This is a genomic window from Geobacillus vulcani PSS1, assembly GCF_000733845.1.
GTDB classification, from domain to species: domain Bacteria; phylum Bacillota; class Bacilli; order Bacillales; family Anoxybacillaceae; genus Geobacillus; species Geobacillus vulcani.
Genome location: NZ_JPOI01000001.1, coordinates 1,678,828 through 1,701,177 on the forward strand (window position 1 = coordinate 1,678,828; position 22,350 = coordinate 1,701,177).

Below are 22,350 nucleotides of genomic sequence, written 5' to 3' on the forward strand. Positions count from 1 at the left end.
CACACAACACAGGCAAAGCAGATGGTCTCGAAAGCTCCGGCAACGATGGCAGGCGAGGCCATGGACAAAAAAGAGGCGGCCGGTTTCGTCAGCGTGTTTTGCTTTTTACCGCCGCTGCTTTTTCAAAGGAAATAGTAGGACTGATCCGATACCAAATCCACAAATCATTGATGATGGAAGCGAGTTCGGCCACTTCCGCATTCAGCCGGCACGAGCGCTCGAAGTCGGTTTCGCGGCCGAGCGCGTCTTGCTTTTCATTGATTTTCCGTTCCAATGCGGCGATGCGGTCAGGGATCAAGCCGCGGATCGCTTCCCACTCGAGCAAAATCGCCTCCTGTTCCTCGGCGCTGTAGTCTTCCCAATGTTTGTCCAACTGCGGCACGCGGATGCCGAGCCGTTTGTCTTCGACGAAGATGCCGTTCATTCTCATGTCCCCCTTTTCCTCTATTATACAAAACGTCTCCTTAGAGCGTGGTGGAATTTTTATGCTTTTTCATGAATACGTATTGCAAAATGAGCCGAAAGCTGATAAAGTGATTAATGTATCCAATTTGAATATTTATTTATATTTAAGTATATTTATGTGACAGGAGAGGAGAACGACCATGGCAAATCCGAAATTGGTGCTGGCATACTCTGGCGGTTTAGATACATCGGTGGCGATCAAGTGGCTGCAGGAGCGCGGGTATGATGTGATCGCGTGCTGTCTGGACCTTGGGGAAGGAAAAGATCTTGATTTCGTGAAAGAAAAAGCGCTCAAAGTCGGGGCGATCAAATCGTACGTCATCGACGTCAAAGACGAGTTTGCAAACGAATATGCGCTCATCGCTTTGCAGGCGAACGCGCTGTATGAAGGGAAATATCCGCTCGTCTCGGCGCTGTCGCGTCCTCTCATCGCGAAAAAACTCGTCGAAATCGCCGAGCTCGAAGGCGCCGTGGCGGTCGCCCACGGCTGCACGGGGAAAGGGAACGACCAAGTGCGTTTTGAAGTGTCGATCAAAGCGCTCAATCCGGATTTGGACGTCATCGCCCCCGTGCGCGAATGGAGCTGGTCGCGCGAGGAAGAAATCGAATACGCGAAAAAACACGGCATTCCGATCCCGGTTGATCTGGACAGCCCGTTTTCGATCGATCAAAACTTATGGGGCCGCAGCAACGAATGCGGCATTTTGGAAGATCCGTGGGCCGCGCCGCCGGAAGAGGCGTACGAGCTGACGGCTTCGCTTGAAAACGCGCCGGATGTGCCGGATGTCATCGAGATCGGCTTTGAACAAGGCGTGCCGGTGACGTTAAACGGAAACGCGTACCCGCTTGCGCAATTGATTTTGGAGTTGAACGCGCTCGCCGGCAAGCACGGCGTCGGTCGCATCGACCATGTTGAGAATCGCCTTGTCGGCATTAAGTCGCGCGAAGTGTACGAATGCCCAGGGGCGATCACGCTGATCAAAGCGCATAAAGAGCTGGAAGACTTGACGCTTGTGCGGGAAGTCGCCCATTTCAAACCGCTCATCGAGCAAAAAATCGCCGAAGTCATTTACAACGGCCTTTGGTTCTCGCCGCTTAAAGACGCGTTGGTCGCGTTTTTGAAAGAAACGCAGAAAAACGTCACCGGCGTTGTGCGCGTGAAGCTGTTTAAAGGCCATGCGATCGTCGAAGGGCGTAAATCGCCGTTCTCGCTCTACGATGAGAAATTGGCGACGTACACGTCGGAAGATGAATTTGACCATCAAGCGGCGGTCGGCTTCATTTCGCTGTACGGCTTGCCGACCAAAGTCAACAGCATCGTGAACAAGCAAAACAAAGCGTCGGTGTCGACCGGCCAATAAACCATCGGGAATAGGAAGGAGGAAGTCGCATTCCTCTGCGGCGTGAGGCGTGAAAAAGCTTTGGGGTGGACGGTTTACGAAAACAGCGGAAGAATGGGTCGACGAGTTTGGCGCGTCGATCCCGTTCGACCAAGAGCTCGTCGAAGAAGATATTGAAGGCAGCCTCGCCCATGTGACGATGCTCGGCGAGTGCGGCATCCTGCCGGCGGACGACGTCGAAAAAATTAAAGGCGGGCTTTTGCGCCTGCTCGAAAAAGCGAAGCGGGGGGAGCTCGAGTTTTCCGTCGCGTATGAAGACATTCATTTAAACATTGAAAAAATGTTGATTGACGACATCGGCCCGGTCGGCGGCAAGCTGCACACCGGACGGAGCCGGAACGACCAAGTGGCGACCGATATGCATCTATATTTGCGCAAGCGCGTCGAAGAGATTCTCGGCCTCATCCGCGGGCTGCAGCGGGCGTTGGCGGCTCAGGCCGAGAAGCATGTTGAAACGATCATGCCGGGGTATACGCATTTGCAGCGGGCGCAGCCGATTTCGTTTGCCCACCATCTGCTGGCGTATGTTTGGATGTTGGAGCGCGATTATGAGCGGTTTTCTGAGTCGCAAAAGCGCATCAACAAGTCGCCGCTTGGCGCCGGTGCGCTCGCCGGCACGACGTTTCCGATCGACCGGCAGCGGACGGCGGAGCTTTTGGGCTTTGCCGATAGTTACGAAAACAGCTTGGACGCCGTGAGCGACCGCGATTTCATCATCGAATTTTTAAGCAACAGTTCGATGCTCATGATGCACTTGTCGCGGCTCGCTGAGGAACTCATCCTTTGGTCAAGCCAAGAGTTCCAGTTCATTGAGCTCGATGACGCATTCGCGACCGGCAGCAGCATTATGCCGCAAAAGAAAAACCCGGACATGGCCGAGCTCATCCGCGGCAAAACGGGCCGCGTGTACGGCCACTTAATGGCGCTCCTCACGGTGATGAAAGGGCTGCCGCTTGCTTACAACAAAGATATGCAAGAGGATAAAGAAGGCATGTTTGATACGGTGAAGACGGTCATCGGGTCGCTGAAAATTTTCACTGGCATGATTGAAACGATGAACGTGCGCGCGGACGTCATGGAGCGGGCGACGAAACAAGACTTTTCGAACGCCACGGAGCTCGCCGACTACTTGGCCGCCAAAGGCGTGCCGTTCCGCGAAGCGCATGAAATCGTCGGCAAGCTCGTCTTGCGCTGCATCGAACAAGGCGTCTTTTTGGCCGATTTGCCGCTTGAGGTGTATCAAGAAGCGTCGCCGCTCTTTGAAGAAGACATTTATGACGCCTTGAACCCGCGCACGGCCGTCAACCGCCGCAACAGCGCCGGCGGCACCGGTTTTGCCGAAGTGCGCGCGGCGCTGGCGAAGGCGAAACAGTTGTTTAGCACCCCGTAACGGCGGGGTGTTCTTTTTTGGCCGTATCAATGGGGGCAACTTTTACTCTTTTGGCGTCCGGACAACGAGCACGTCACATTCCGCATGGCGGACGATGTTTTCTGAGACGCTGCCAATGAGCAGCCGTTCGACGGTGTTTAACCCGGTTGCCCCGCAAATGATCAAATCGGCTTTGTATTTCGGAGCCACCTCTTTCGCGATTTTCGCTTTCGGCGAGCCGAATTCGATGTCGGTCTCGACATCGTTGAGTCCGGCGGCGATGACCTCGTTTTTATACCGTTCGAGCAGCTCGTTCGCATATTGCTCCGACCGTTCGGCGAGGATGTAATCGTGCGCTTGAACGGTTGTGAACCCGCGCACATCGATGATGTGGGACAAAATGAGTTTCGCTCCGTTTCGTTTGGCGATTTGGATCGCTTTTTTCAACGCCCATTCCGCTTCTTTTGACCCATCGACGGCGACGACGATCGTTTGGTACGTCATGGTCATGCTCTCCTCTCCCTTTGGTGAAAAATGCTATCTCTATATATGGTATACCCATCGCCCTTTGACGAGAAACTAGGCCATATAATTGAGATTTTGTGAACAGGGGAGGAAGAGCAATGGAAAAGCGGTATAACGACTGGCAGTACGACGAGGAGGAAGTGCGGACGATCACCGAGCAAATTACTGAGTCGTATGAAAGCGGCATGGTTGACGATGATGAATCGCATTACGACCCGCGCCGCGAAGTCGGTGAATAGCCATAGCGCCTATGCGTTATGGTTATTTTTTTGTATTCGCCCCGGTTTGTAGTAAAGTAAAAATGAGACAGCAAATCGCGACGAGGAGGGAGAAGGGTGCGGCACGCCTTGATTACGGCCGGAGCGAAAGGATTGGGGAGAAAAGTGACCGAGCTGCTGCTTGATAAAGGCTACTCGGTGACGGTGAACTACCGGAGCGATGAACAGGCGGTGCGCTCGCTTGCCGAGAAGTACCGCGGCGCCGCTGACCGCCTCCAGTTTGTGCAAGGCGATGTGACGAACAAAGAGGATTTATCACGGATCGTGGACGCCGCCATGGAGCAGTTCGGCCGCATTGACTGTTTGATTAACAACGCGGGACCGTACATTTTCGAGCGGAAAAAGCTGGCCGATTATACGGAAGACGAATGGTATGAAATGATTGAAGGCAATTTGAGCTCGGTCTTCCATTTAGTGAGACGGACGATCCCGATTATGCGAAAACAGAGGTTTGGCCGCATCATTACGTACGGATTTCAAGGAGCGGCGGATGCCCCGGGCTGGGTGCACCGCTCGGCGTTCGGCGCGGCGAAAGTCGGGTTGGTGTCGTTGACGAAAACGATCGCCCTCGAAGAGGCGGAGTACGGCATCACCGCCAATATGGTGTGCCCGGGCAACATTGTCGGCGAGATGAAAGAGGCCGGGATCGCCGATGCCCGCAAAAAGCGCGACGACGAAACGCCCATTGGACGCCCGGGCACCGGCGAAGATATCGCCCGCGTCATCGCGTTCTTGTGCGACGACGATTCCGACTTCATCACCGGCGCCGTCATTGACGTCACCGGTGGAGCGAACGTCATTTACCGCCACTTTTTCCGTTGAGAACAGCGCCTCCTTTTTCGTTTGCTTTCGCGCGAAACGGGGCACAATAAAAGGAGAAGCGGGAAGGAAAAAGGAGGAAAAAGCGATGAAGATCGGCATTCCAAAAGAAATCAAAAACAATGAAAACCGCGTCGCCATCACCCCGGCTGGCGTGATGACGCTCGTCAAAGCCGGGCATGACGTGTATGTGGAGACAGAAGCCGGCGCTGGGTCGGGGTTTTCCGATTCCGAGTATGAAAAAGCCGGAGCGGTGATCGTGTCGAACGCGGAAGATGCCTGGGCGGCGGAGATGGTGTTGAAAGTGAAGGAGCCGCTCCCGGAAGAGTTCCGCTATTTCCGTCCTGGGCTCATTTTGTTTACGTATTTGCACTTGGCCGCGGCCGAAGCGCTCACGAAAGCGCTCGTCGAGCAAAAGGTGGTCGGCATCGCTTACGAGACGGTGCAGCTTGAGAACGGATCGCTGCCGCTGTTGACGCCGATGAGCGAAGTCGCCGGCCGCATGTCGGTGCAAGTCGGCGCCCAGTTTCTCGAGAAGCCGCACGGCGGGAAAGGTGTTTTGCTTGGCGGCGTCCCCGGGGTGCGGCGCGGCAAAGTGACGATCATCGGCGGCGGAACGGCGGGAACGAACGCGGCGAAAATCGCAGTCGGCCTTGGGGCGGATGTGACCATTTTGGACATTAACGCTGAGCGGCTGCGCGAGCTCGATGATTTGTTCGGCGATCAGGTAACGACATTGATGTCCAACTCGTACCATATCGCTGAATGCGTGCGCGAATCGGATTTGGTCGTCGGTGCTGTTCTCATCCCAGGGGCGAAAGCGCCGAAGCTGGTGACGGAAGAAATGGTGCGCTCGATGATGCCAGGCTCGGTGTTGGTCGACGTCGCCATTGACCAAGGCGGCATTTTTGAAACAACCGACCGCGTCACGACGCACGACGATCCAACATATGTCAAGCACGGCGTCGTCCATTACGCGGTTGCCAACATGCCGGGCGCTGTCCCGCGCACGTCGACATTCGCGCTGACGAACGTCACGATCCCCTATGCTTTACAAATCGCCAACAAAGGCTACCGCGCCGCTTGCCTTGACAATCCGGCGCTGTTGAAAGGGATCAACACGCTTGACGGGCACATCGTGTATGAAGCAGTGGCGGCGGCGCACAACATGCCGTATACGGATGTTCATTCGTTGCTGCGAGGATGAACCGGGTTCGACAGCGGCTAGGCCAGGCCTCTCGCCCTTGATTCAAAAAAGGGGAGAGGCCTTTTTGCGCTTGTCTATTGACGGTCGAGATCGGACAGAGCCGGCGGACAGCTTTTTTGATGCGCTCATTCGCGGCCGCCTTTGCCAGTGCCCCCTCTTGTTAGACAATAAGCAATTCCTTCGAAAACGACGTCAACACCTCAACTCCGTGATCCGTAACCGCGACGTCGTCTTCAATGCGCACGCCGCCGATGGACGGAATGTAAATGCCCGGTTCGATCGTAAACACCATGCCGGGGGCAAGCGGTTCGGTGTTGGCGCCATGAAGTGACGGGTATTCGTGGATTTCGATCCCTAAGCCGTGGCCGACGCGGTGGGTGAAATACGGGCCGTAGCCGGCTTGTTCGATGATGTTGCGGGCGGCGCGGTCGATCTCCTTCATCGCGGTTTGCGGGCAGCAGGCGTCGATCGCTGCCTGCTGGGCGCGCCGGACGGTGTCGTAAATGAGCCGCTGTTCGTCGCTTGCCGTCTGGCAGACGACGGTGCGGGTAATGTCGGAGCAATACCCGTCCACGATGACGCCTAAATCGAACAAGACGAAATCACCCGGTGCGATCGCCGTCGTTCCCGGTACGCCGTGCGGGTCGGCCGTTTTCGCGCCCGTGAGCACAGTCGTGGGGAACGACATCCCTTCGACGCCGAGTTTTTTCAGCTCATATTCAATGACGGCGACAAGTTCGAGCTCCGTCACGCCGGGGCGGATGGCCGATACGCCGATTTCGACCGCCTTGTCGGCCAACTTCGCCGCCTGGCGCAAAAGCGCCATTTCCTGTTCGTCTTTTAAGAGGCGAAGCTGGCGCAGTTTTTCTTCGGCGTCGTGCCATTTGGCGTTTGGAAACAACGCCGAGAGCCGCTCGAAGCGGGCGAACGACAAATCGTTTTTTTCGACGGCAATCGAGACAGCCTTGATGCCGCGCGCTTCGAGATGGCGGCGGATCTCGTCCCACGGGTCGGCGCTGTCGTCATAGCCGATCACCGTACACCCAAAGCCGCTCCGGCGGGCGCGCGTGACCTCCATTTGCGGGCAAACGAGCGCCGGTTCGCCGTCAGGGAAAACCAAAAGCGCCAACAGCCGTTCGTGCGGGTCGCACCAAAATCCGCTCAAATAAAACACGTTCGCGCTTGACGTGATGAAGGCGAATGAACTATGTTGATGTTGAAGCCAAGAGGAAAATGCTTGCAGCCGTTTGTTCATCGTTCCCTTCCTTCCTTATTTTTGCTGTTGTCCATTTTGAGCGTACCAAGAAACAGGCCACTTGTAAATGGGCAGGCGGGAAAAGAAGGAAATGGATGGGCGGCGGCGAAACATGTGTAGTGGAAAGGAGAGATGTGGCGATGAAAATCAGCTACCACGGCCATTCGGTTGTCCGCATTGAGACGAACGGAAAAACGATTTTGATCGACCCGTTCATCACCGGCAATACGACGACCGATTTAAACGCAGCGGATGTGAAAGCGGATGTCATTTTGTTGACTCATGGGCACGGGGATCATGTCGGCGATACGGTGGAGATCGCAAAGCGGAACAACGCCCTTGTCGTGGCGACGTTTGAGTTGGCGACGTATTTAAGCTGGCAAGGCGTCGAGACGTTTGGCATGAACATCGGCGGGGCGCGCGAATTTGACTTTGGCACGGTCAAGTTTACGCAGGCGTTCCACAGTTCCGGGTTTGTGACGAATGACAAGCAAATCATTTATTTAGGCATGCCGACCGGCATTTTGTTCACTGCCGAAGGCAAAACGATTTACCATGCCGGCGACACCGGACTGTTTTCCGACATGAAACTGATCGGCGAGCGCCATCACATCGATGTCGCTTTCCTGCCGATTGGGGACAGCTTCACGATGGGGCCGGAAGATGCGGCTGTTGCCGCCGAGTGGCTCGGAGCCAAACTGGTCGTGCCGATCCATTACAACACGTTCCCGCCGATTGCCCAAGATCCCGAGCGGTTCATCTCGCTCCTTCCGCCGGGCGTTGGCCGCGCGTTGAAACCAGGAGAAAGCATCGAGCTGTAACAGAGGCGCTCTTCCCGCTTTGGGAAGGGCGCTTTCTAATGGTCGGCGCGACCGTTGAATCCCCGCCGCTTGGCCCGGTATAATGAAAGTAACAACGCGTAAAGGGTGAAGAACCGTTGGCGACAAAACACGAGCAAATTTTGGAATATATCCACCGGCTGCCGATTGGTGAAAAAATTTCTGTCCGGCAAATTGCCAAGGAAATGGGCGTGAGCGAAGGAACGGCGTACCGGGCGATCAAGGATGCCGAGAACAAAGGGTATGTGAGCACGATTGAACGCGTCGGCACGATCCGGATTGAGAAGAAGCGGAAGGAAAACATTGAGAAGCTCACGTATGCCGAGGTCGTCAACATTGTGGACGGGCAGGTGCTTGGCGGACGTGAAGGGCTGCATAAGACGCTCAACCGCTTTGTCATCGGCGCCATGCAGCTTGAGGCGATGATGCGCTATACCGGTGCAGGGGATCTGTTGATCGTCGGCAACCGGACGAAGGCGCACGAGCTGGCGCTTCAAGCCGGGGCGGCGGTGCTCATCACGGGCGGGTTTGACACGGCCGACCACGTCAAAAAGCTCGCCGATGAGCGGCAGCTGCCGATCATTTCGACGAGCTATGACACGTTTACGGTCGCGACAATGATCAACCGGGCGATTTACGACCAGCTCATCAAAAAAGAAATTGTGTTGGTCGAGGATATTCTCATTCCGCTTGACAAGACAGCATACTTGCGCGTCAATGATCCGGTTGAGCGCTGGTACGCACTAAACAAGGAAACACGCCACAGCCGATTCCCGGTCGTCGATGATGAGTTGAAAGTGCAAGGGGTTGTGACGGCAAAAGACGTGCTGGATGTCGATCGGCAGCTGCCGATCGAAAAAGTGATGACGAAGCAGCCGATTACGGTGAACGGGAAAACATCCGTTGCGTTCGCTTCTCATATCATGGTATGGGAAGGAATTGAGCTTCTCCCGGTGGTGGATGACTATAACCGGCTGCAAGGAATCATCAGCCGTCAAGACGTGTTAAAAGCGCTGCAAATGGCGCAGCGCCAGCCGCAAGTCGGGGAGACGATCGATGATCTCATCACTGCTCAGTTTCGTGAGTCAGGCGACAAAGAAACGCTGTTCCGCTGCACGATCACGCCGCAGATGACGAACTATTTAGGGACGCTCTCGTACGGCGTGTTTACGACGATCGTCACCGAAGCGGCGGCGCGCATGCTTCGGGCGTACAAACGCGGCGATTTGGTGATGGAAAACATCACCGTCTACTTCATCAAACCGGTGCAAATCGACAGCACGGTCGACGTGCGGGCAAAGCTTTTAGAGCTCGGGCGCAAGTTCGGGAAAGTGGATGTCGAAGTGTATAACGAAGGCGATCTTGTCGGCAAAGCGATGATGATGTGCCAGCTGATCGACCGGTAAACGGGAAGGCAAACGAAAAGGATGCCCACTTTCTTATGGGGACATCCTTTTCCTTGTACCGTTGGCCGGTGTATACGCCAAACGGCATTACCTTTGTTTGGCCGCCTCCTCCGCCTCTTCGACCGCCTGCGGCAAGTAGTAGCGGTAGGCGCGGTAGCCGGCCCAGACGCTGCCGAAGCCTAAGATGATAAAAATGGCGGAGATGATATACGTCACCATTGTCTGATACAAAAACAATTGGTTGATCCCGAACAAGGCGACGAACAGTCCGAGCGCCATGCTCGATTTCGCCGAGAGAAAGCGGCGCTCGATCGGACGTTCGGAACGGACGTAGCGGATTTTATAATAGACGTAAAACGAAAAGGAAAATATAATGAAAATAACCAGGGCTGGCATGGTTGATCCCTCCGTTGTCCATTTCTTTTTCCATTGTACATAGAAGCAGGGAAAAAGGCCAGCGGTTGACTATGACAGGTGACTAAAGGGGAAAAACAAATGAAACCGGTTCATCAACAAATTCTTGATGCGATTCGTGAATTTGACACGATCATCATCCACCGCCACGTGCGTCCGGATCCGGACGCGTACGGGTCGCAGGGCGGGTTGGCGGCGCTGCTGCGGGCGTCGTTTCCAAAAAAGCGGGTGTATGCGGTGGGGACGGACGACCCGTCGTTGTCATTTTTACGCCAAATGGATGTCATTGACGATGCGGTCTATGAGCAGGCGCTCGTCATCGTCTGTGACACAGCCAACGAGGAACGGATTTGCGACAGCCGCTATCGGCTCGGGCGAAAGCTCATTAAAATCGATCATCATCCGAACGACACGCCGTATGGCGACATCATGTGGGTCGACACCGACGCCAGTTCGACCAGCGAGATGATTTATGAGTTGTATTTGGCGGGGAAAGATGAAGGGCTGACGATGACCGCTGAGGCGGCGCGCCTCATTTACGCCGGCATTGTCGGCGATACGGGCCGCTTTTTATTTCCGCGCACGAGCGAAAAAACGTTCCGCTACGCTGGGGAGCTCATTTCGTACGGCTTTTCGCTGACGGAATTGTACGACGGATTGTATCGAACGAGCTTGCCGCTTGCCCGCTTAAGCGGCTATGTGCTGTCGAACTTTACGATCGAGGAAGGAGTGGCGGCCGTCAAAATGCCGCGGGCGCTGCTTGAGGAATATGGAGTCACCCCGCTTGAGGCGTCGCAGCTCGTCAGTTTGCTCGGCAATATTGACGGCATCGTCGCTTGGGTGTTTTTTGTAGAGGAAGAACGGGAAATCCGCGTCCGCTTCCGTTCCAAAGGCCCCATCATCAATGTCGTTGCCAAACGCTACGGCGGCGGCGGCCATCCGCTCGCAGCCGGCGCGTCCATTGCTTCTTGGGAGGAAGCGGATCGCGTGATGGAAGATGTAAAAGAAGTCTGCCGGGCTGAGCGGTGACGAACCCGGATGGTTTTAGAAAATGTTGTTTCGGCGAAGCGTCATGTTGATAAGAGAAGGTGTCCCGAAGGCTTTCAGGACACCCTCTTTTCCCTCAAGACGCGCTTGTTTGGCATCGCCGCGGCGGCAAGGAGCGCTCTATGGAAGCGGCGTCAGCTTGACTTCGACGGCCAACAAGGTAAAGATCGTGAGTGTGTGGAGTTCAAGCCGGTATCGCTTCTCGTGGATCGTATACGTTTTGTTTTCAATCGCCCGCTCAATCAGTTCGCGGCTGTTGTACACCGTTTCGATATCTTTCGTAATCAAATGGGACAAATCTTCTTTGACGCTGTCTTCAATGCGAAACGTCGTGTATGAATCAAGTTTATATTGCTCGGCGTTGGCGAGATGGACGGAAACGTCCTGCACGGTCAGCTTTTTTTTCATTTCCTTGTTGTAATGAATATAGTCTTCCTGCCAAATGCGAATTTCGTTTTGCAAATCGGCGATCTGTTCGTTGAGCTCATTGACGTGCCGCACTTGTTTTTCCTGCAAGACGCCGAAAACATACAAAAAGACAAACCAGCTGATGAGCGCTCCGATCGCCGCGCCGGCGAAAAAGCGTTGCCATGACGGGAATTGGTAGTACGGAGGAATTCTCATGGCGAAATGTGCTCCTGTGTCAGCCACGTAATGATGGCCACTCCCGTCTGTGCTCCGCCCATAGCGGACAAAATGAGCAAAAATTGCCGCACGATGTCTTTCGTTTCCCCTAAAAACAGCCCTCGCTCAACGACGTAAAACGTGTCAAACGTCCCGCCGATGGCGGCGACGACCGCCCAAATGCGCAAATCGCCGGCAAATCGGTACATGGCCGTCAACGGCTGGCCGCCGCTCAAAAACGCGCCGAGCGCGCCGATGATGGCGCCGCCAAGCAGCACGCCGACGGCGATAAAATAGCTTTGAATAAACGCCGGCAAAAAAGCCGCTTTTTCGTTCATGCGTTTTCCCGTCCTTTCTTTCTCTCTTATCTATGTATATCGATAGGGTGGACGGAGTATGTAGCCGAAAGAGAAGTTTTCGCCCGTCAAGCGCACGGATGAGGGAGGGATGGTCACTATGTTCGTCCACTTGCATGTGTTGAGCGGATACAGTTTGTTTCAAAGTGCGGCGACGGTGGAGGCGCTTGTAGCGAGGGCGAAGCAACTTGGCTATCAAGCGCTTGCGCTCACTGACCGGAATGTGCTGTATGGCGCCGTTTCCTTTTACCGGGAATGCCAGCGCCACGGCATCCGCCCGATCATCGGCATGACGGCTGATGTCGCTCTTTTTGGGGACGAGGCGTTTCCGCTCGTGCTGTTGGCCGCCAATGAAGAGGGATACCGGCATTTGCTTGAAATCAGCACCATGATGCAAATGGGGGAAACAAAGTATGTTGAGGAAGCTGCTCTTGTACGTTTAAGCGGTGGAATCATCGCCATCACTCCCGGAAGCGAGGGACGCGTCGAGTCGCTTGTGGCCGCTGGGGAATGGGAGCGGGCGAAAGAGGCGCTTGTTCGCTACCAGCGGTTGTTTCCTGGACGGCTGTATGTCGCCGTTCAGCGCGGCGAGCAAACGCGCGCCCTGTATGAAGCAGGGTTGTTGCAACTGGCGGAGGAAACTGGCGTGCCGATCGTGGCAACGAACGACGTCCGTTATGTGGAGCGCAGTGATGCCGTGGCGTGGCGCTGTTTGCAGGCCATCGACCGCGGCGCGCTGCTCGCTGACATTGAGGACGATGACAGCCGCTATTTGGCGGGGCGAGAGGAGATGGCGCGGCGGTTTGCCGACTTGCCCGAGGCGCTGAAGAACAGCTTGGCGATCGCTGATCAATGCGAGCTGCAGATCGAGTTTGGCGGCTGGCGGCTGCCGGCGTACCCCGTTCCGGACGGAGAAACGGCCGACCGTTATTTGCGCAGCCTGTGCGAACAAGGGCTCGCCCGCCGTGTGCCGTCGGCCGATGAGCGCTATCGGCGGCGCCTCGCGCATGAGCTTGACATCATTCAGTCGCTTCATTTCAGCGACTATTTTTTGATCGTCGCCGATGTGGTCGACTACGCCCGCCGGCGCGGCATCTTAACCGGCCCGGGCCGAGGTTCGGCGGCCGGGTCTCTCGTCGCCTATGCTCTGTCAATCACCGACGTTGACCCGATCAAGTACGGACTTTTGTTTGAACGGTTTTTAAACCCGGAGCGGGTGTCGGTGCCTGATATTGACCTCGATTTTCCCGATGACCGGCGCGAGGAAGTGATTCGCTATGTGGCAGATAAATACGGGCGCGATCGCGTCGCGCAAATCATTACGTTCGGCACGTTCGGCGCCAAGGCGGCGCTGCGCGAGACGGCCAAAGCGCTTGGCATCCCTGTGGGGGAGGTGGAACAGATCGCTTCACTGCTGCCGAACAAACCAAATGTGACGCTCCGCCAATGGCATGCCGAGTCCGCCGCGTTTCGCCGCGCGATGGCTGCCGTTCCTCAAGGGGAAGAATGGTTCGCTGTCGCGCAAAAACTGGAAGGGCTGCCGCGCCATACGTCGATTCACGCCGCCGGCGTCATCATCAGCCCGGAGCCGCTTGTGCGCCTTGTGCCGTTGCAGCCAAGCCATGGCGAATGGCCGTTGACGCAATACGCCATGGGGGCGCTTGAAGCGCTCGGATTGTTGAAAATTGACTTTCTCGGTTTGCGCACGCTCACGTTGATCGGGCAGATCGCGCGCTTGATCGAGCGGCAGACGGGAAAGCCGTTTGACATCCGCACGCTGCCGCTCGATGATAAAAAAACGTACGCACTGCTTGGCGCTGGGGATACAAACGGCGTTTTCCAGCTCGAATCAAGCGGGATGAAACGCATTCTCGCCGAGCTGCAGCCGTCCGAGTTTGAAGATGTCGTCGCCGTCAATGCTTTGTATCGACCGGGGCCGATGCAAATGATCCCCGTTTACATCCGGCGCAAGCGCGGCGAGGAGCCGGTCGAGTACATCCATCCCGACCTTGCGCCGATTTTGGCGCCGACATACGGGGTATTGATCTATCAGGAGCAAATTATGCAAATCGCCGCCCGGCTTGCCGGCTTTTCGCTCGGACAAGCGGACGTGCTGCGCCGGGCGGTGGCGAAAAAAGAAAAAGCGCTGCTTGATGAGCGGCGCCAGGCGTTTATCGCCGGTTGCGCGGCGAACGGCTATCCGCAAGAAATCGCTGAAGAATTGTATCAGCACATCGCCCGTTTCGCCGATTACGGCTTCAACCGAAGCCACGCGGTCAGCTATGCGCGGTTGTCCTATGCCATGGCTTATATGAAAGCCCATCACCCGCTCTGTTTTTATGCGGTCATGCTTGATGGCGCTTCCGGAGACCGGGAAAAAGCCGCGTTGTACTATCGGGAGGCGGCGCATAAAGGCATCCGCGTTCTCTCGCCATCGGTCAATGAAAGCGGGGTTCATGCTTCGATCGAAGGGGGCGCCATTCGCCTGGGGCTCGCGATGGTCAAGCAAGTCGGCCAAGCGGCGAAGGTGATTGTCCGAGAGCGGAACGCGAACGGGCCGTTTGCTGATTTCTTCGATTTCGCCGTCCGCCTGCTGCCAAAAGGCCTCGGGCGCCCGGCGCTCGAGGCGCTGATTTCCGTTGGGGCGTTTGACGAGTTCGGCACAGATCGGGCTTCGCTTCTTGCCAGCATTGACGTTGCGATCGAACATGCGCAATGGGTTCAGGCGCTGCAAGCCGGAGGGCTGTCGTTAAAGCCGAAATGCGCTGATGCGCCTCCCCTATCGCCGGCTGAGCGGCGTCGGCGGGAAGCGGAGTTTCTTGGCTTCGCCGTCACCCCGCACCCGGCGGTGGTGCTTCGCCCGTTGCTGCAAGCGGCTGGAGCGGCGCCTGTTGCTGAGGTGCAACGGTCGTCGGCGTTTGTCGGCGGATCAATCATCCGTCTGCGGAAAACGAGAACGAAATTTGGTGAAGAGATGGCGTTTCTGACGGTGAGCGATGAAAGTGGGGAATTGGAGGCGGTGGCGTTTCCGGCCGTTTATCACCGGGCGTCCGATGAACTCAAGGAAGGAAATTTCGTGTTGCTTGCTGGAACGGTCGACGCGCGTGGCGGACGGCCCCAGCTCATCATCCGCCGAGCCGAACGCTTGACGGCGTCGGCGCTGTATATCGACGTCAGCCGCCAAGACAAAGAGCGTCTTGCCGCGCTGAAGCCGCTGTTGGAACGACACCGAGGCCGCACCCCGGTGTATTTGTACGACGAAGCAAAGCGGAAGCTTCTCCGTCTTCCCGAACGGTACGCGGCCGATCTCACCGCGCTGCTTGTCGATGAACTGCTTTCCTTGTTCGGCTTCGGACGCGTGGCCGTCAAGTAAATCGCTCTTTACTATTTCATTATTTTGTTATATCGTATAACCATTAGGTGGTCAGACCAGTGAATAAAGCGAAGGAAGAGGGATCATGGTATCAAAGATGAGAACGTATATGCGGAGACGTTGAAACATATCCGCCGCATGATGGTGGAAGACAACCTAGCCCCTGGCGACAAGCTGCCGTCGGAGCGCGAGCTGGCCGAACGGCTCGGCGTCGGGCGTTCATCAGTGCGCGAGGCGTTGCGGGCGCTTGAATTTCTCGGCTTGATTGAAACGCGGCGAGGCGAGGGGAGGTATATGCGTGAGGTCGGCAGCCACCAGCCGATCGACCTGTTGGCGATGTTTTTGTTGGAAAACGAACGGGCGAAGGACGATTGGGCGGAAACAAAATGGCTCATTGAGCGCCTGTTGCTTGTGCTTGCGTGCCGACGCCGGAGCGCAGCGGACGTAAACGAGTTAAAAAAAATCGTTCGTCAAAAACCGATTGATTTCGCGCGATTTTTCGAGACGGTGGCCGAAGCGGCTGGCAATGTTTTGCTCGCCCGCATTTGGTGGGTGCTGTCGGGGTTTGCTGCTTCGTTTGCGTCCGAGCCGCCCCTTGACGACGCCGGCTATGAACAGCTGCTCGCCGCGTTGGAAAGGCAAGATCCGGCGGAGATTGCCGCCGTCTGGGAGGCGCAGCGGCCTTCGCCGTTGTCGAAACAGGCCAGACATCGTTTGACAAACAATGATGTCCATTTTCGATAAAGTAGTAGAGAGGCGAAAACGCAAAGGAGGAGCTCCCTCGTGTGGAAAGACTTGTTTGGGAAAAAGAAAAAGTATGCACCGCTGCCTTCAGAACAAGTGAGGCATGAAGTGCCGGAGGGCGTGATGACGAAATGTCCGCAATGCAAGAAAATTATGTATACAAAAGAGTTGGTCAAAAACTTGCGCGTTTGCCTAAGCTGCGGCTACCATCACCCGATGCCGGCGCGTGAACGGATTGCAAGCCTTCTGGATGACGGCAGCTTCCGCGAGTATGACGCCGATATGATCTCGGTCAATCCGCTCGGCTTTCCGGGCTACATAGAAAAACTGGAAGAAGACCGGCGCAAGTCGGGACTGAACGAGGCGGTCGTCACCGGCGAAGGGACGCTTGACGGCCATCCGCTCGTCATTGCCGTCATGGATTCGTCGTTCCGCATGGGCAGCATGGGATCGGTTGTCGGCGAAAAAATCACCCGCGCCGTCGAGCGGGCGCGTGAACAGCAGATGCCGTTTCTCATTTTCACCGCTTCCGGCGGCGCCCGCATGCAAGAAGGGGTGTTAAGCCTCATGCAAATGGCGAAAACGAGCGCGGCGCTCAAACGGTTCAGCAACGACGGCGGCTTGTTCATCTCCGTCATGACCCATCCGACGACCGGCGGTGTATCGGCGAGCTTTGCCTCGCTTGGGGATTATAACTTTGCCGAACCGGGGGCGCTCATTGGTTTTGCCGGCCGCCGCGTCATCGAGCAGACGGTGCGCGAAGAGCTGCCGGAAGACTTCCAGACGGCGGAGTTTTTGCTGAAGCACGGGCAGTTGGATGCTGTCATTCACCGCCACGAGCTGAAAGAAACGCTTGCGGTCGTCTTGGATCTTCATCAAAAAGGAGGGGAAGAGGGATGGTGGCGGAATTAGAATTCGAAAAACCGCTTGTCGAGCTGCGCCGCAAAATTCAAGAGTTGAAAGAGTTCATGAAAACGGCAGACGTTGACTTATCGGCGGAAATCGAAAAGCTTGAGGCGCGCCTCGCCAAGCTGGAAAACGAGATTTATGCGAATTTGACGCCATGGGATCGCGTGCAAATCGCCCGCCATCCGCAGCGGCCGACGACGCTCGATTACATCGAGCGGCTGTTTACGAACTTTCTTGAGTGCCACGGCGACCGCTGCTTTGGCGATGACGAAGCGATCGTCGGCGGCATCGCCAAATACGATGGACTCCCCGTGACGGTCATCGGCCACCAGCGCGGCAAAGATACGAAAGAAAATTTGCGCCGCAACTTTGGCATGCCGCATCCGGAAGGATACCGGAAGGCGCTGCGGCTCATGAAACAGGCGGAAAAGTTTTCTCGGCCGATCATCTGCTTTATCGACACGAAAGGCGCCTATCCGGGGAAAGCGGCGGAAGAGCGCGGGCAAAGCGAGGCGATCGCCCGCAACTTGTTTGAAATGGCGGGGCTCACCGTGCCGGTTGTCTGCATCGTCATCGGAGAGGGCGGAAGCGGCGGGGCGCTGGCGCTTGGCGTCGGCAACCATATTCATATGCTGGAAAACTCCACGTACTCGGTCATCTCGCCGGAAGGGGCGGCGGCGATTTTGTGGAAAGACGCCTCATTGGCGCAGCGGGCGGCGGAAACGATGAAAATCACCGCCCATGACTTAAAAGCGCTTGGCGTCATTGATGAAATCATCCCAGAAGTGAAAGGCGGCGCTCACCGCGACGCTGACGAGCAGGCAAAGGAAATTGACCGCGTGCTGCGTCGTTCGCTCAAGCAGCTGTTGGCGCTTGACGGCGAAGAGCTCGTCCGGCAGCGCTACGAAAAATTTAAACAAATGGGCCAAGTGTCGTTTTTGCCGGAAACGATTCGGGCAAGATAGGGAAAAAGCTGTCTCCATCTGCGGGGCAGCTTTTCTCATCAGCGAGGTTTTGTCCCAGTGGGATGGCGTGATCGACAAGCAGGCCGCTTGTTTTCCAACCTCTCTTCCGCCCGCACTGGTGGAAAGAACAAGAGGACCAACCGGAGAAAACTGCGTTTGTAAGCCGTTTCAGCGATAGCTTCTATATTGTGTTCCGCAGTTGTTCATGGTACATTAGGAATGTTCAAGAAGACGTATGAGGTCGGACGTGTGCAATTCGATGCAAATGAGGTGGAAACGATGAAACGGATTGGTGTGTTGACAAGCGGCGGCGACTCGCCGGGCATGAATGCGGCCATTCGCGCTGTCGTCCGCAAAGCGATTTATCATGGGGTGGAGGTGTACGGAATCTACCACGGGTATGCCGGGTTGATTGCCGGTAATATCAAAAAGTTGGAAGTCGGGGATGTCGGGGACATCATCCATCGCGGCGGCACCATCCTTTACACCGCCCGTTGCCCGGAGTTTAAGACGGAAGAAGGACAGAAAAAAGGGATCGAACAGCTGAAAAAGCACGGCATTGAAGGGCTGGTCGTCATCGGCGGCGACGGGTCGTATCAAGGGGCGAAAAAATTGACGGAGCACGGCTTCCCGTGCGTCGGCGTGCCCGGGACGATCGACAACGACATTCCGGGCACCGATTTTACGATCGGCTTTGACACAGCGCTCAATACGGTCATCGATGCCATTGACAAAATCCGCGACACGGCGACATCGCATGAACGGACGTACGTCGTCGAAGTGATGGGCCGCCATGCCGGCGATATCGCGTTATGGTCGGGGCTTGCCGGCGGGGCGGAGACGATTTTGATTCCGGAAGCGGACTACGACATGGACGACATCATCGCTCGCCTGAAGCGCGGTCATGAACGCGGCAAAAAACACAGCATCATCATCGTCGCCGAAGGAGTCGGCAGCGGCGTTGACTTCGGTCGGCAAATTCAAGAAGCGACCGGCTTTGAGACGCGTGTGACGGTGCTTGGCCATGTGCAGCGCGGCGGATCGCCGACGGCGTTTGACCGCGTGTTAGCGAGCCGCCTCGGCGCCCGTGCGGTCGAGCTTTTGCTTGAAGGCAAAGGCGGCCGTTGCGTTGGCATCCAAAACAACCAAATCGTTGACCATGACATTGCCGAGGCGTTGGCGAAAACACATACCGTCGATCAGCGCATGTATGCCTTATCGAAAGAGCTGTCGATTTAATTCCCGATGGGAAAGGAAGAAGAAGTGATGAAGCGGAAAACGAAAATCGTCTGTACGATCGGGCCGGCAAGCGAGAGCGTAGACAAGCTCGTGCAATTGATCGAAGCGGGGATGAACGTGGCGCGCCTCAACTTTTCGCATGGCGATCACGAGGAACACGGGCGGCGCATCGCCAACATTCGCGAGGCGGCGCGGCGAACGGGCCAAACGGTTGCCATTTTGCTCGATACGAAAGGACCGGAAATCCGCACGCACAATATGGAGAACGGCGCCATCGAACTGAAGGAGGGGGCCAAGCTCATCATTTCGGTGAGCGAAGTGCTTGGCACGCCGGAAAAAATCTCGGTCACCTATCCGGGGCTGATTGATGATGTGTCCGTTGGTTCGAAAATTTTGCTCGACGATGGACTGATCGGCCTTGAAGTCAACGCGGTCGACAAGCAAGCTGGGGAAATTGTCACGACCGTGCTCAACAGCGGCGTGCTCAAAAACAAAAAAGGAGTCAATGTTCCGGGCGTGCGTGTCAATTTGCCGGGCATCACCGAGAAAGATCGAGCGGATATTTTGTTTGGCATCCGCCAAGGCATCGACTTCATCGCTGCCTCGTTTGTGCGTCGGGCGTCTGATGTGCTCGAAATCCGTGAGCTGCTCGAGGCCAATGACGCCTTGCACATCCAAATCATCGCGAAAATTGAAAATGAAGAAGGCGTCGCCAACATCGATGAAATTTTGGAAGCCGCCGACGGCCTCATGGTGGCGCGCGGTGACCTTGGCGTGGAGATTCCCGCTGAGGAAGTGCCGCTCATTCAAAAAATGCTTATTAAAAAGTGCAACATGCTTGGCAAGCCGGTCATCACGGCGACGCAAATGCTTGATTCGATGCAGCGAAATCCGCGGCCGACGCGGGCGGAGGCAAGCGATGTCGCCAACGCCATTTTTGACGGCACGGACGCCGTCATGCTTTCCGGGGAAACGGCAGCCGGCCAGTATCCGGTCGAAGCGGTAAAAACGATGCACCAAATTGCCCTCCGCACCGAGCAGGCGTTGGAGCATCGGGACATTTTGTCCCAGCGCACGAAAGAGAGCCGAACGACGATCACCGATGCCATCGGCCAATCGGTCGCTCACACGGCGCTCAATTTGGATGTGGCGGCCATCGTGACACCGACGGTGAGCGGGAAAACACCGCAGATGGTGGCGAAATACCGCCCGAAAGCACCGATCATCGCCGTGACATCGAACGAAGCAGTATCGCGCCGCTTGGCGCTCATTTGGGGCGTGTATACGAAAGAAGCCCCGCATGTCAATACAACCGATGAAATGCTCGATGTGGCGGTCGACGCAGCGGTGCGCTCCGGCTTGGTCAAGCACGGCGACTTGGTCGTCATCACCGCCGGCGTGCCGGTCGGCGAAACAGGATCGACCAACTTAATGAAAGTGCACGTCATCAGCGACTTGCTTGCCAAAGGGCAAGGCATCGGCCGCAAGTCGGCGTTCGGCAAGGCGGTCGTTGCCAAAACGGCAGAAGAGGCATGCCGAAAAATGGTAGAAGGTGGCATTTTAGTCACCATCAGCACCGATGCTGATATGATGCCGGCGCTCGAAAAAGCGGCGGCGATCATCACCGAGGAAGGCGGATTGACGAGCCATGCGGCGGTCGTCGGCTTAAGCCTTGGCATTCCAGTCGTCGTCGGGGTGGAAAATGCCACCAACTTGTTTAAAGATGGGCAAGAGATCACGGTTGATGGCGGCTTTGGCGCCGTTTACCGCGGCCATGCAAGCGTGTTGTAACGGACGATGCAGCAAAAAAAGGGTGTCCCAAAAAGCAGCGGGACACCCTTTCGTATCGCCATATATATGCATTAAGCACTTTTATTAAACGATCGATATCCATTGAGAGAAAGCCGAGCTTTTGAGACAGCTCCCTTCGATTACGCGGTCGGTTTGCCGATAATAAAGCGCCAAAGATCGCGAAACACATTGGCGCTATGGAGCGTGCGGATGATGACAAGCGTGACAGGACCGGCAATCAAGCCGAGAAAACCGAGCAGCTTGAAACCGACGAACAAGGCGATGAGCGTGGCGAGCGGGTCGAGGCCGATCGTTGAAGAAAGCACTTTTGGCTCCATGATTTGCCGTTGGACGAGGACAACGATATACAGCACGCCAAGCCCAATCGCAAACGGAATGTTGCCGCTCACAGCCGCGTAAATGATCCAAGGAACAAATACAATCCCCGTTCCCAAATATGGCAAAAGATCGACGAACCCGATGATCAACGCGATCGTAATCGCGTAATCAACGCGCAAAATCAGCAGGCCGATCAGCACGATGACGGTCGTAATCGAAATGAGCGTCGCCTGCGCTTTGATAAAGCCAAACAGCGCCCGCTTTAAGTCGAGAAACACCGTTTTTCCACTTGTGCGAGCTTTCGCCGGTAGCCATTGCTGGGCCATGCGCATTAAGCGGTGCCAGTCTTTGCTGATGAAAAACGTCGCCAGCAGCGAAAAAATAAATACGGTCGCGGCATTCGGCAGCCAAGCGAGGAGCTGCGGAATGTTTTGCAGGATGCTCTGGACAAATTCGCCAACCGTCGTTCCAATTTTTTTTCCGACGGCTTGAATATTTTGCATAATCGTATCCTGTTGGGCGGCGCTTAAACTTTTAAACATCCCGGCCAAATCTTTGTAAATCGGGATGATTTGGTCGGCGACGAACGTCTCCATGTATGTGATCAATGTTTGAAATTTTTCTGGCACGACGTTGGCTAAATATTGCGTTCCCGAAACAATTTCAGCAACGAGAAGCGTGACCAAACCGGCGACTGCGGCAAACAAAATGATGAGCGTGACGCTGACTGCGAGCCACCGCGGCATTTTCGCCTTCCGTTCCAAAACATCGACGAGCGGGTTGATGATCATCGCGATGAAAAAGGCGATGATGAACGGATACGTTACGGTCGAAATGTAGTATGCGGCGATGATGCCAAGGACTAGAGCGGCGACGACGAGAAAAAAGCGCAAAAGACGCTCAGCGTATATTCGGGACAATGTTTCACCTCCAACGATGTTCCATATTGATATATTACACGTTTTCTTACGGGGAAGCAAAAAGAC

General features: G+C 55.8%; 21 protein-coding genes. 14 read left to right on the plus strand and 7 right to left on the minus strand.

Annotation, left to right across the window (positions count from 1 at the left end; all coding sequences use genetic code 11):
- Positions 1–88: 88 nt before the first annotated feature.
- Entirely contained in the window at positions 89–424 is a 336-nt protein-coding gene (locus N685_RS0109100; RefSeq protein ID WP_051870813.1) for a hypothetical protein, read from the minus strand.
- 181 nt (positions 425–605) lie between these two features.
- Between N685_RS0109100 and N685_RS0109105 the strand changes: the two genes are divergently transcribed.
- Both N685_RS0109105 and argH read left to right on the plus strand, forming a co-directional pair.
- Positions 606–1,826, plus strand: coding sequence for an argininosuccinate synthase (locus N685_RS0109105; RefSeq protein ID WP_031407677.1), 1,221 nt, complete (start codon positions 606–608; stop codon positions 1,824–1,826).
- 49 nt (positions 1,827–1,875) lie between these two features.
- Positions 1,876–3,255 carry an argininosuccinate lyase gene (argH, locus tag N685_RS0109110; RefSeq protein ID WP_031407679.1) on the plus strand — a complete coding sequence of 460 codons (1,380 nt, stop codon included), beginning with the start codon at positions 1,876–1,878 and terminating at the stop codon, positions 3,253–3,255.
- A gap of 42 nt (positions 3,256–3,297) precedes the next feature.
- On the opposite strand, the gene N685_RS0109115 is transcribed toward argH, so the two are convergent.
- Positions 3,298–3,744 carry a universal stress protein gene (locus N685_RS0109115; protein WP_031407681.1) on the minus strand — a complete coding sequence of 149 codons (447 nt, stop codon included), beginning with the start codon at positions 3,742–3,744 and terminating at the stop codon, positions 3,298–3,300.
- Positions 3,745–3,857: 113 nt separating this feature from the next.
- Here N685_RS0109115 and N685_RS19780 point away from each other — a divergent pair, with 113 nt between their 5' ends.
- The 3 genes from N685_RS19780 (at position 3,858) to ald (ending at position 6,063) form a co-directional block, all read left to right on the plus strand.
- On the plus strand, positions 3,858–3,998 hold the full coding sequence (locus tag N685_RS19780; protein WP_167332997.1) for a hypothetical protein: 141 nt from the start codon (positions 3,858–3,860) through the stop codon (positions 3,996–3,998).
- A 96-nt stretch (positions 3,999–4,094) separates the two neighbouring features.
- A complete protein-coding gene (locus N685_RS0109125) occupies positions 4,095–4,859 on the plus strand; it encodes an SDR family oxidoreductase (protein ID WP_031407683.1) in 765 nt (254 codons plus the stop codon).
- An 85-nt stretch (positions 4,860–4,944) separates the two neighbouring features.
- Positions 4,945–6,063: an alanine dehydrogenase gene (gene ald, locus N685_RS0109130; protein ID WP_031407685.1), complete on the plus strand. Its 1,119-nt coding sequence runs from the start codon at positions 4,945–4,947 to the stop codon at positions 6,061–6,063.
- A 160-nt stretch (positions 6,064–6,223) separates the two neighbouring features.
- Here ald and N685_RS0109135 read toward each other — a convergent pair whose 3' ends face one another.
- Complete coding sequence (locus N685_RS0109135) at positions 6,224–7,318, minus strand: M24 family metallopeptidase (RefSeq protein WP_031407687.1); 1,095 nt, start codon at positions 7,316–7,318, stop codon at positions 6,224–6,226.
- A 140-nt stretch (positions 7,319–7,458) separates the two neighbouring features.
- Between N685_RS0109135 and N685_RS0109140 the strand changes: the two genes are divergently transcribed.
- Positions 7,459–8,139: a metal-dependent hydrolase gene (locus tag N685_RS0109140; protein ID WP_031407689.1), complete on the plus strand. Its 681-nt coding sequence runs from the start codon at positions 7,459–7,461 to the stop codon at positions 8,137–8,139.
- Positions 8,140–8,255: 116 nt separating this feature from the next.
- The gene (locus N685_RS0109145; protein ID WP_031407691.1) at positions 8,256–9,563 is read left to right on the plus strand and encodes a CBS domain-containing protein; all 1,308 of its coding nucleotides are present in this window, start codon (positions 8,256–8,258) and stop codon (positions 9,561–9,563) included.
- 87 nt (positions 9,564–9,650) lie between these two features.
- Here N685_RS0109145 and N685_RS0109150 read toward each other — a convergent pair whose 3' ends face one another.
- Positions 9,651–9,959, minus strand: a complete 309-nt coding sequence (locus tag N685_RS0109150) for a YtpI family protein (protein WP_031407693.1) — start codon at positions 9,957–9,959, stop codon at positions 9,651–9,653.
- Between the two features lie 99 nt (positions 9,960–10,058).
- Here N685_RS0109150 and N685_RS0109155 point away from each other — a divergent pair, with 99 nt between their 5' ends.
- Positions 10,059–11,006: a DHH family phosphoesterase gene (locus tag N685_RS0109155; protein WP_031407695.1), complete on the plus strand. Its 948-nt coding sequence runs from the start codon at positions 10,059–10,061 to the stop codon at positions 11,004–11,006.
- 138 nt (positions 11,007–11,144) lie between these two features.
- Here N685_RS0109155 and ytrI read toward each other — a convergent pair whose 3' ends face one another.
- The gene (ytrI, locus tag N685_RS0109160) at positions 11,145–11,648 is read right to left on the minus strand and encodes a sporulation membrane protein YtrI (protein ID WP_031407697.1); all 504 of its coding nucleotides are present in this window, start codon (positions 11,646–11,648) and stop codon (positions 11,145–11,147) included.
- Positions 11,645–11,986 (minus strand): YtrH family sporulation protein, encoded by a 342-nt coding sequence (locus tag N685_RS0109165; protein ID WP_011232219.1) that lies wholly within the window; start codon positions 11,984–11,986, stop codon positions 11,645–11,647. The genes ytrI and N685_RS0109165 overlap by 4 nt, the downstream gene beginning before the upstream one ends.
- Before the next feature lie 118 nt (positions 11,987–12,104).
- Here N685_RS0109165 and dnaE point away from each other — a divergent pair, with 118 nt between their 5' ends.
- From dnaE to pyk, 6 genes are all read left to right on the plus strand, one after another.
- On the plus strand, positions 12,105–15,377 hold the full coding sequence (dnaE, locus tag N685_RS0109170; protein ID WP_033842327.1) for a DNA polymerase III subunit alpha: 3,273 nt from the start codon (positions 12,105–12,107) through the stop codon (positions 15,375–15,377).
- A gap of 138 nt (positions 15,378–15,515) precedes the next feature.
- Entirely contained in the window at positions 15,516–16,121 is a 606-nt protein-coding gene (locus N685_RS0109175) for a FadR/GntR family transcriptional regulator (RefSeq protein ID WP_033842442.1), read from the plus strand.
- 39 nt (positions 16,122–16,160) lie between these two features.
- Positions 16,161–17,033, plus strand: coding sequence for an acetyl-CoA carboxylase, carboxyltransferase subunit beta (accD, locus tag N685_RS0109180; protein ID WP_031407704.1), 873 nt, complete (start codon positions 16,161–16,163; stop codon positions 17,031–17,033).
- On the plus strand, positions 17,018–17,995 hold the full coding sequence (gene accA, locus N685_RS0109185; RefSeq protein ID WP_031407706.1) for an acetyl-CoA carboxylase carboxyl transferase subunit alpha: 978 nt from the start codon (positions 17,018–17,020) through the stop codon (positions 17,993–17,995). The genes accD and accA overlap by 16 nt, the downstream gene beginning before the upstream one ends.
- Before the next feature lie 279 nt (positions 17,996–18,274).
- The gene (gene pfkA, locus N685_RS0109190) at positions 18,275–19,234 is read left to right on the plus strand and encodes a 6-phosphofructokinase (RefSeq protein ID WP_031407708.1); all 960 of its coding nucleotides are present in this window, start codon (positions 18,275–18,277) and stop codon (positions 19,232–19,234) included.
- 27 nt (positions 19,235–19,261) lie between these two features.
- Positions 19,262–21,025 carry a pyruvate kinase gene (gene pyk / locus N685_RS0109195; RefSeq protein ID WP_031407710.1) on the plus strand — a complete coding sequence of 588 codons (1,764 nt, stop codon included), beginning with the start codon at positions 19,262–19,264 and terminating at the stop codon, positions 21,023–21,025.
- Between the two features lie 140 nt (positions 21,026–21,165).
- Here pyk and ytvI read toward each other — a convergent pair whose 3' ends face one another.
- Entirely contained in the window at positions 21,166–22,284 is a 1,119-nt protein-coding gene (ytvI, locus tag N685_RS0109200; protein WP_031407712.1) for a sporulation integral membrane protein YtvI, read from the minus strand.
- Positions 22,285–22,350 lie beyond the last annotated feature (66 nt).

Coding starts and splice junctions, on each gene's coding strand:
- N685_RS0109100 (WP_051870813.1), bottom strand. CDS start 424: ATGAACGGCATCTTCGTCGAAGACAAACGGCTCGGCATCCGCGTGCCG.
- N685_RS0109105 (WP_031407677.1), top strand. CDS start 606: ATGGCAAATCCGAAATTGGTGCTGGCATACTCTGGCGGTTTAGATACA.
- N685_RS0109115 (WP_031407681.1), bottom strand. CDS start 3,744: ATGACCATGACGTACCAAACGATCGTCGTCGCCGTCGATGGGTCAAAA.
- N685_RS19780 (WP_167332997.1), top strand. CDS start 3,858: ATGGAAAAGCGGTATAACGACTGGCAGTACGACGAGGAGGAAGTGCGG.
- ald (WP_031407685.1), top strand. CDS start 4,945: ATGAAGATCGGCATTCCAAAAGAAATCAAAAACAATGAAAACCGCGTC.
- N685_RS0109135 (WP_031407687.1), bottom strand. CDS start 7,318: ATGAACAAACGGCTGCAAGCATTTTCCTCTTGGCTTCAACATCAACAT.
- N685_RS0109140 (WP_031407689.1), top strand. CDS start 7,459: ATGAAAATCAGCTACCACGGCCATTCGGTTGTCCGCATTGAGACGAAC.
- N685_RS0109150 (WP_031407693.1), bottom strand. CDS start 9,959: ATGCCAGCCCTGGTTATTTTCATTATATTTTCCTTTTCGTTTTACGTC.
- N685_RS0109155 (WP_031407695.1), top strand. CDS start 10,059: ATGAAACCGGTTCATCAACAAATTCTTGATGCGATTCGTGAATTTGAC.
- ytrI (WP_031407697.1), bottom strand. CDS start 11,648: ATGAGAATTCCTCCGTACTACCAATTCCCGTCATGGCAACGCTTTTTC.
- N685_RS0109165 (WP_011232219.1), bottom strand. CDS start 11,986: ATGAACGAAAAAGCGGCTTTTTTGCCGGCGTTTATTCAAAGCTATTTT.
- dnaE (WP_033842327.1), top strand. CDS start 12,105: ATGTTCGTCCACTTGCATGTGTTGAGCGGATACAGTTTGTTTCAAAGT.
- N685_RS0109175 (WP_033842442.1), top strand. CDS start 15,516: ATGATGGTGGAAGACAACCTAGCCCCTGGCGACAAGCTGCCGTCGGAG.
- accA (WP_031407706.1), top strand. CDS start 17,018: ATGGTGGCGGAATTAGAATTCGAAAAACCGCTTGTCGAGCTGCGCCGC.
- pfkA (WP_031407708.1), top strand. CDS start 18,275: ATGAAACGGATTGGTGTGTTGACAAGCGGCGGCGACTCGCCGGGCATG.
- pyk (WP_031407710.1), top strand. CDS start 19,262: ATGAAGCGGAAAACGAAAATCGTCTGTACGATCGGGCCGGCAAGCGAG.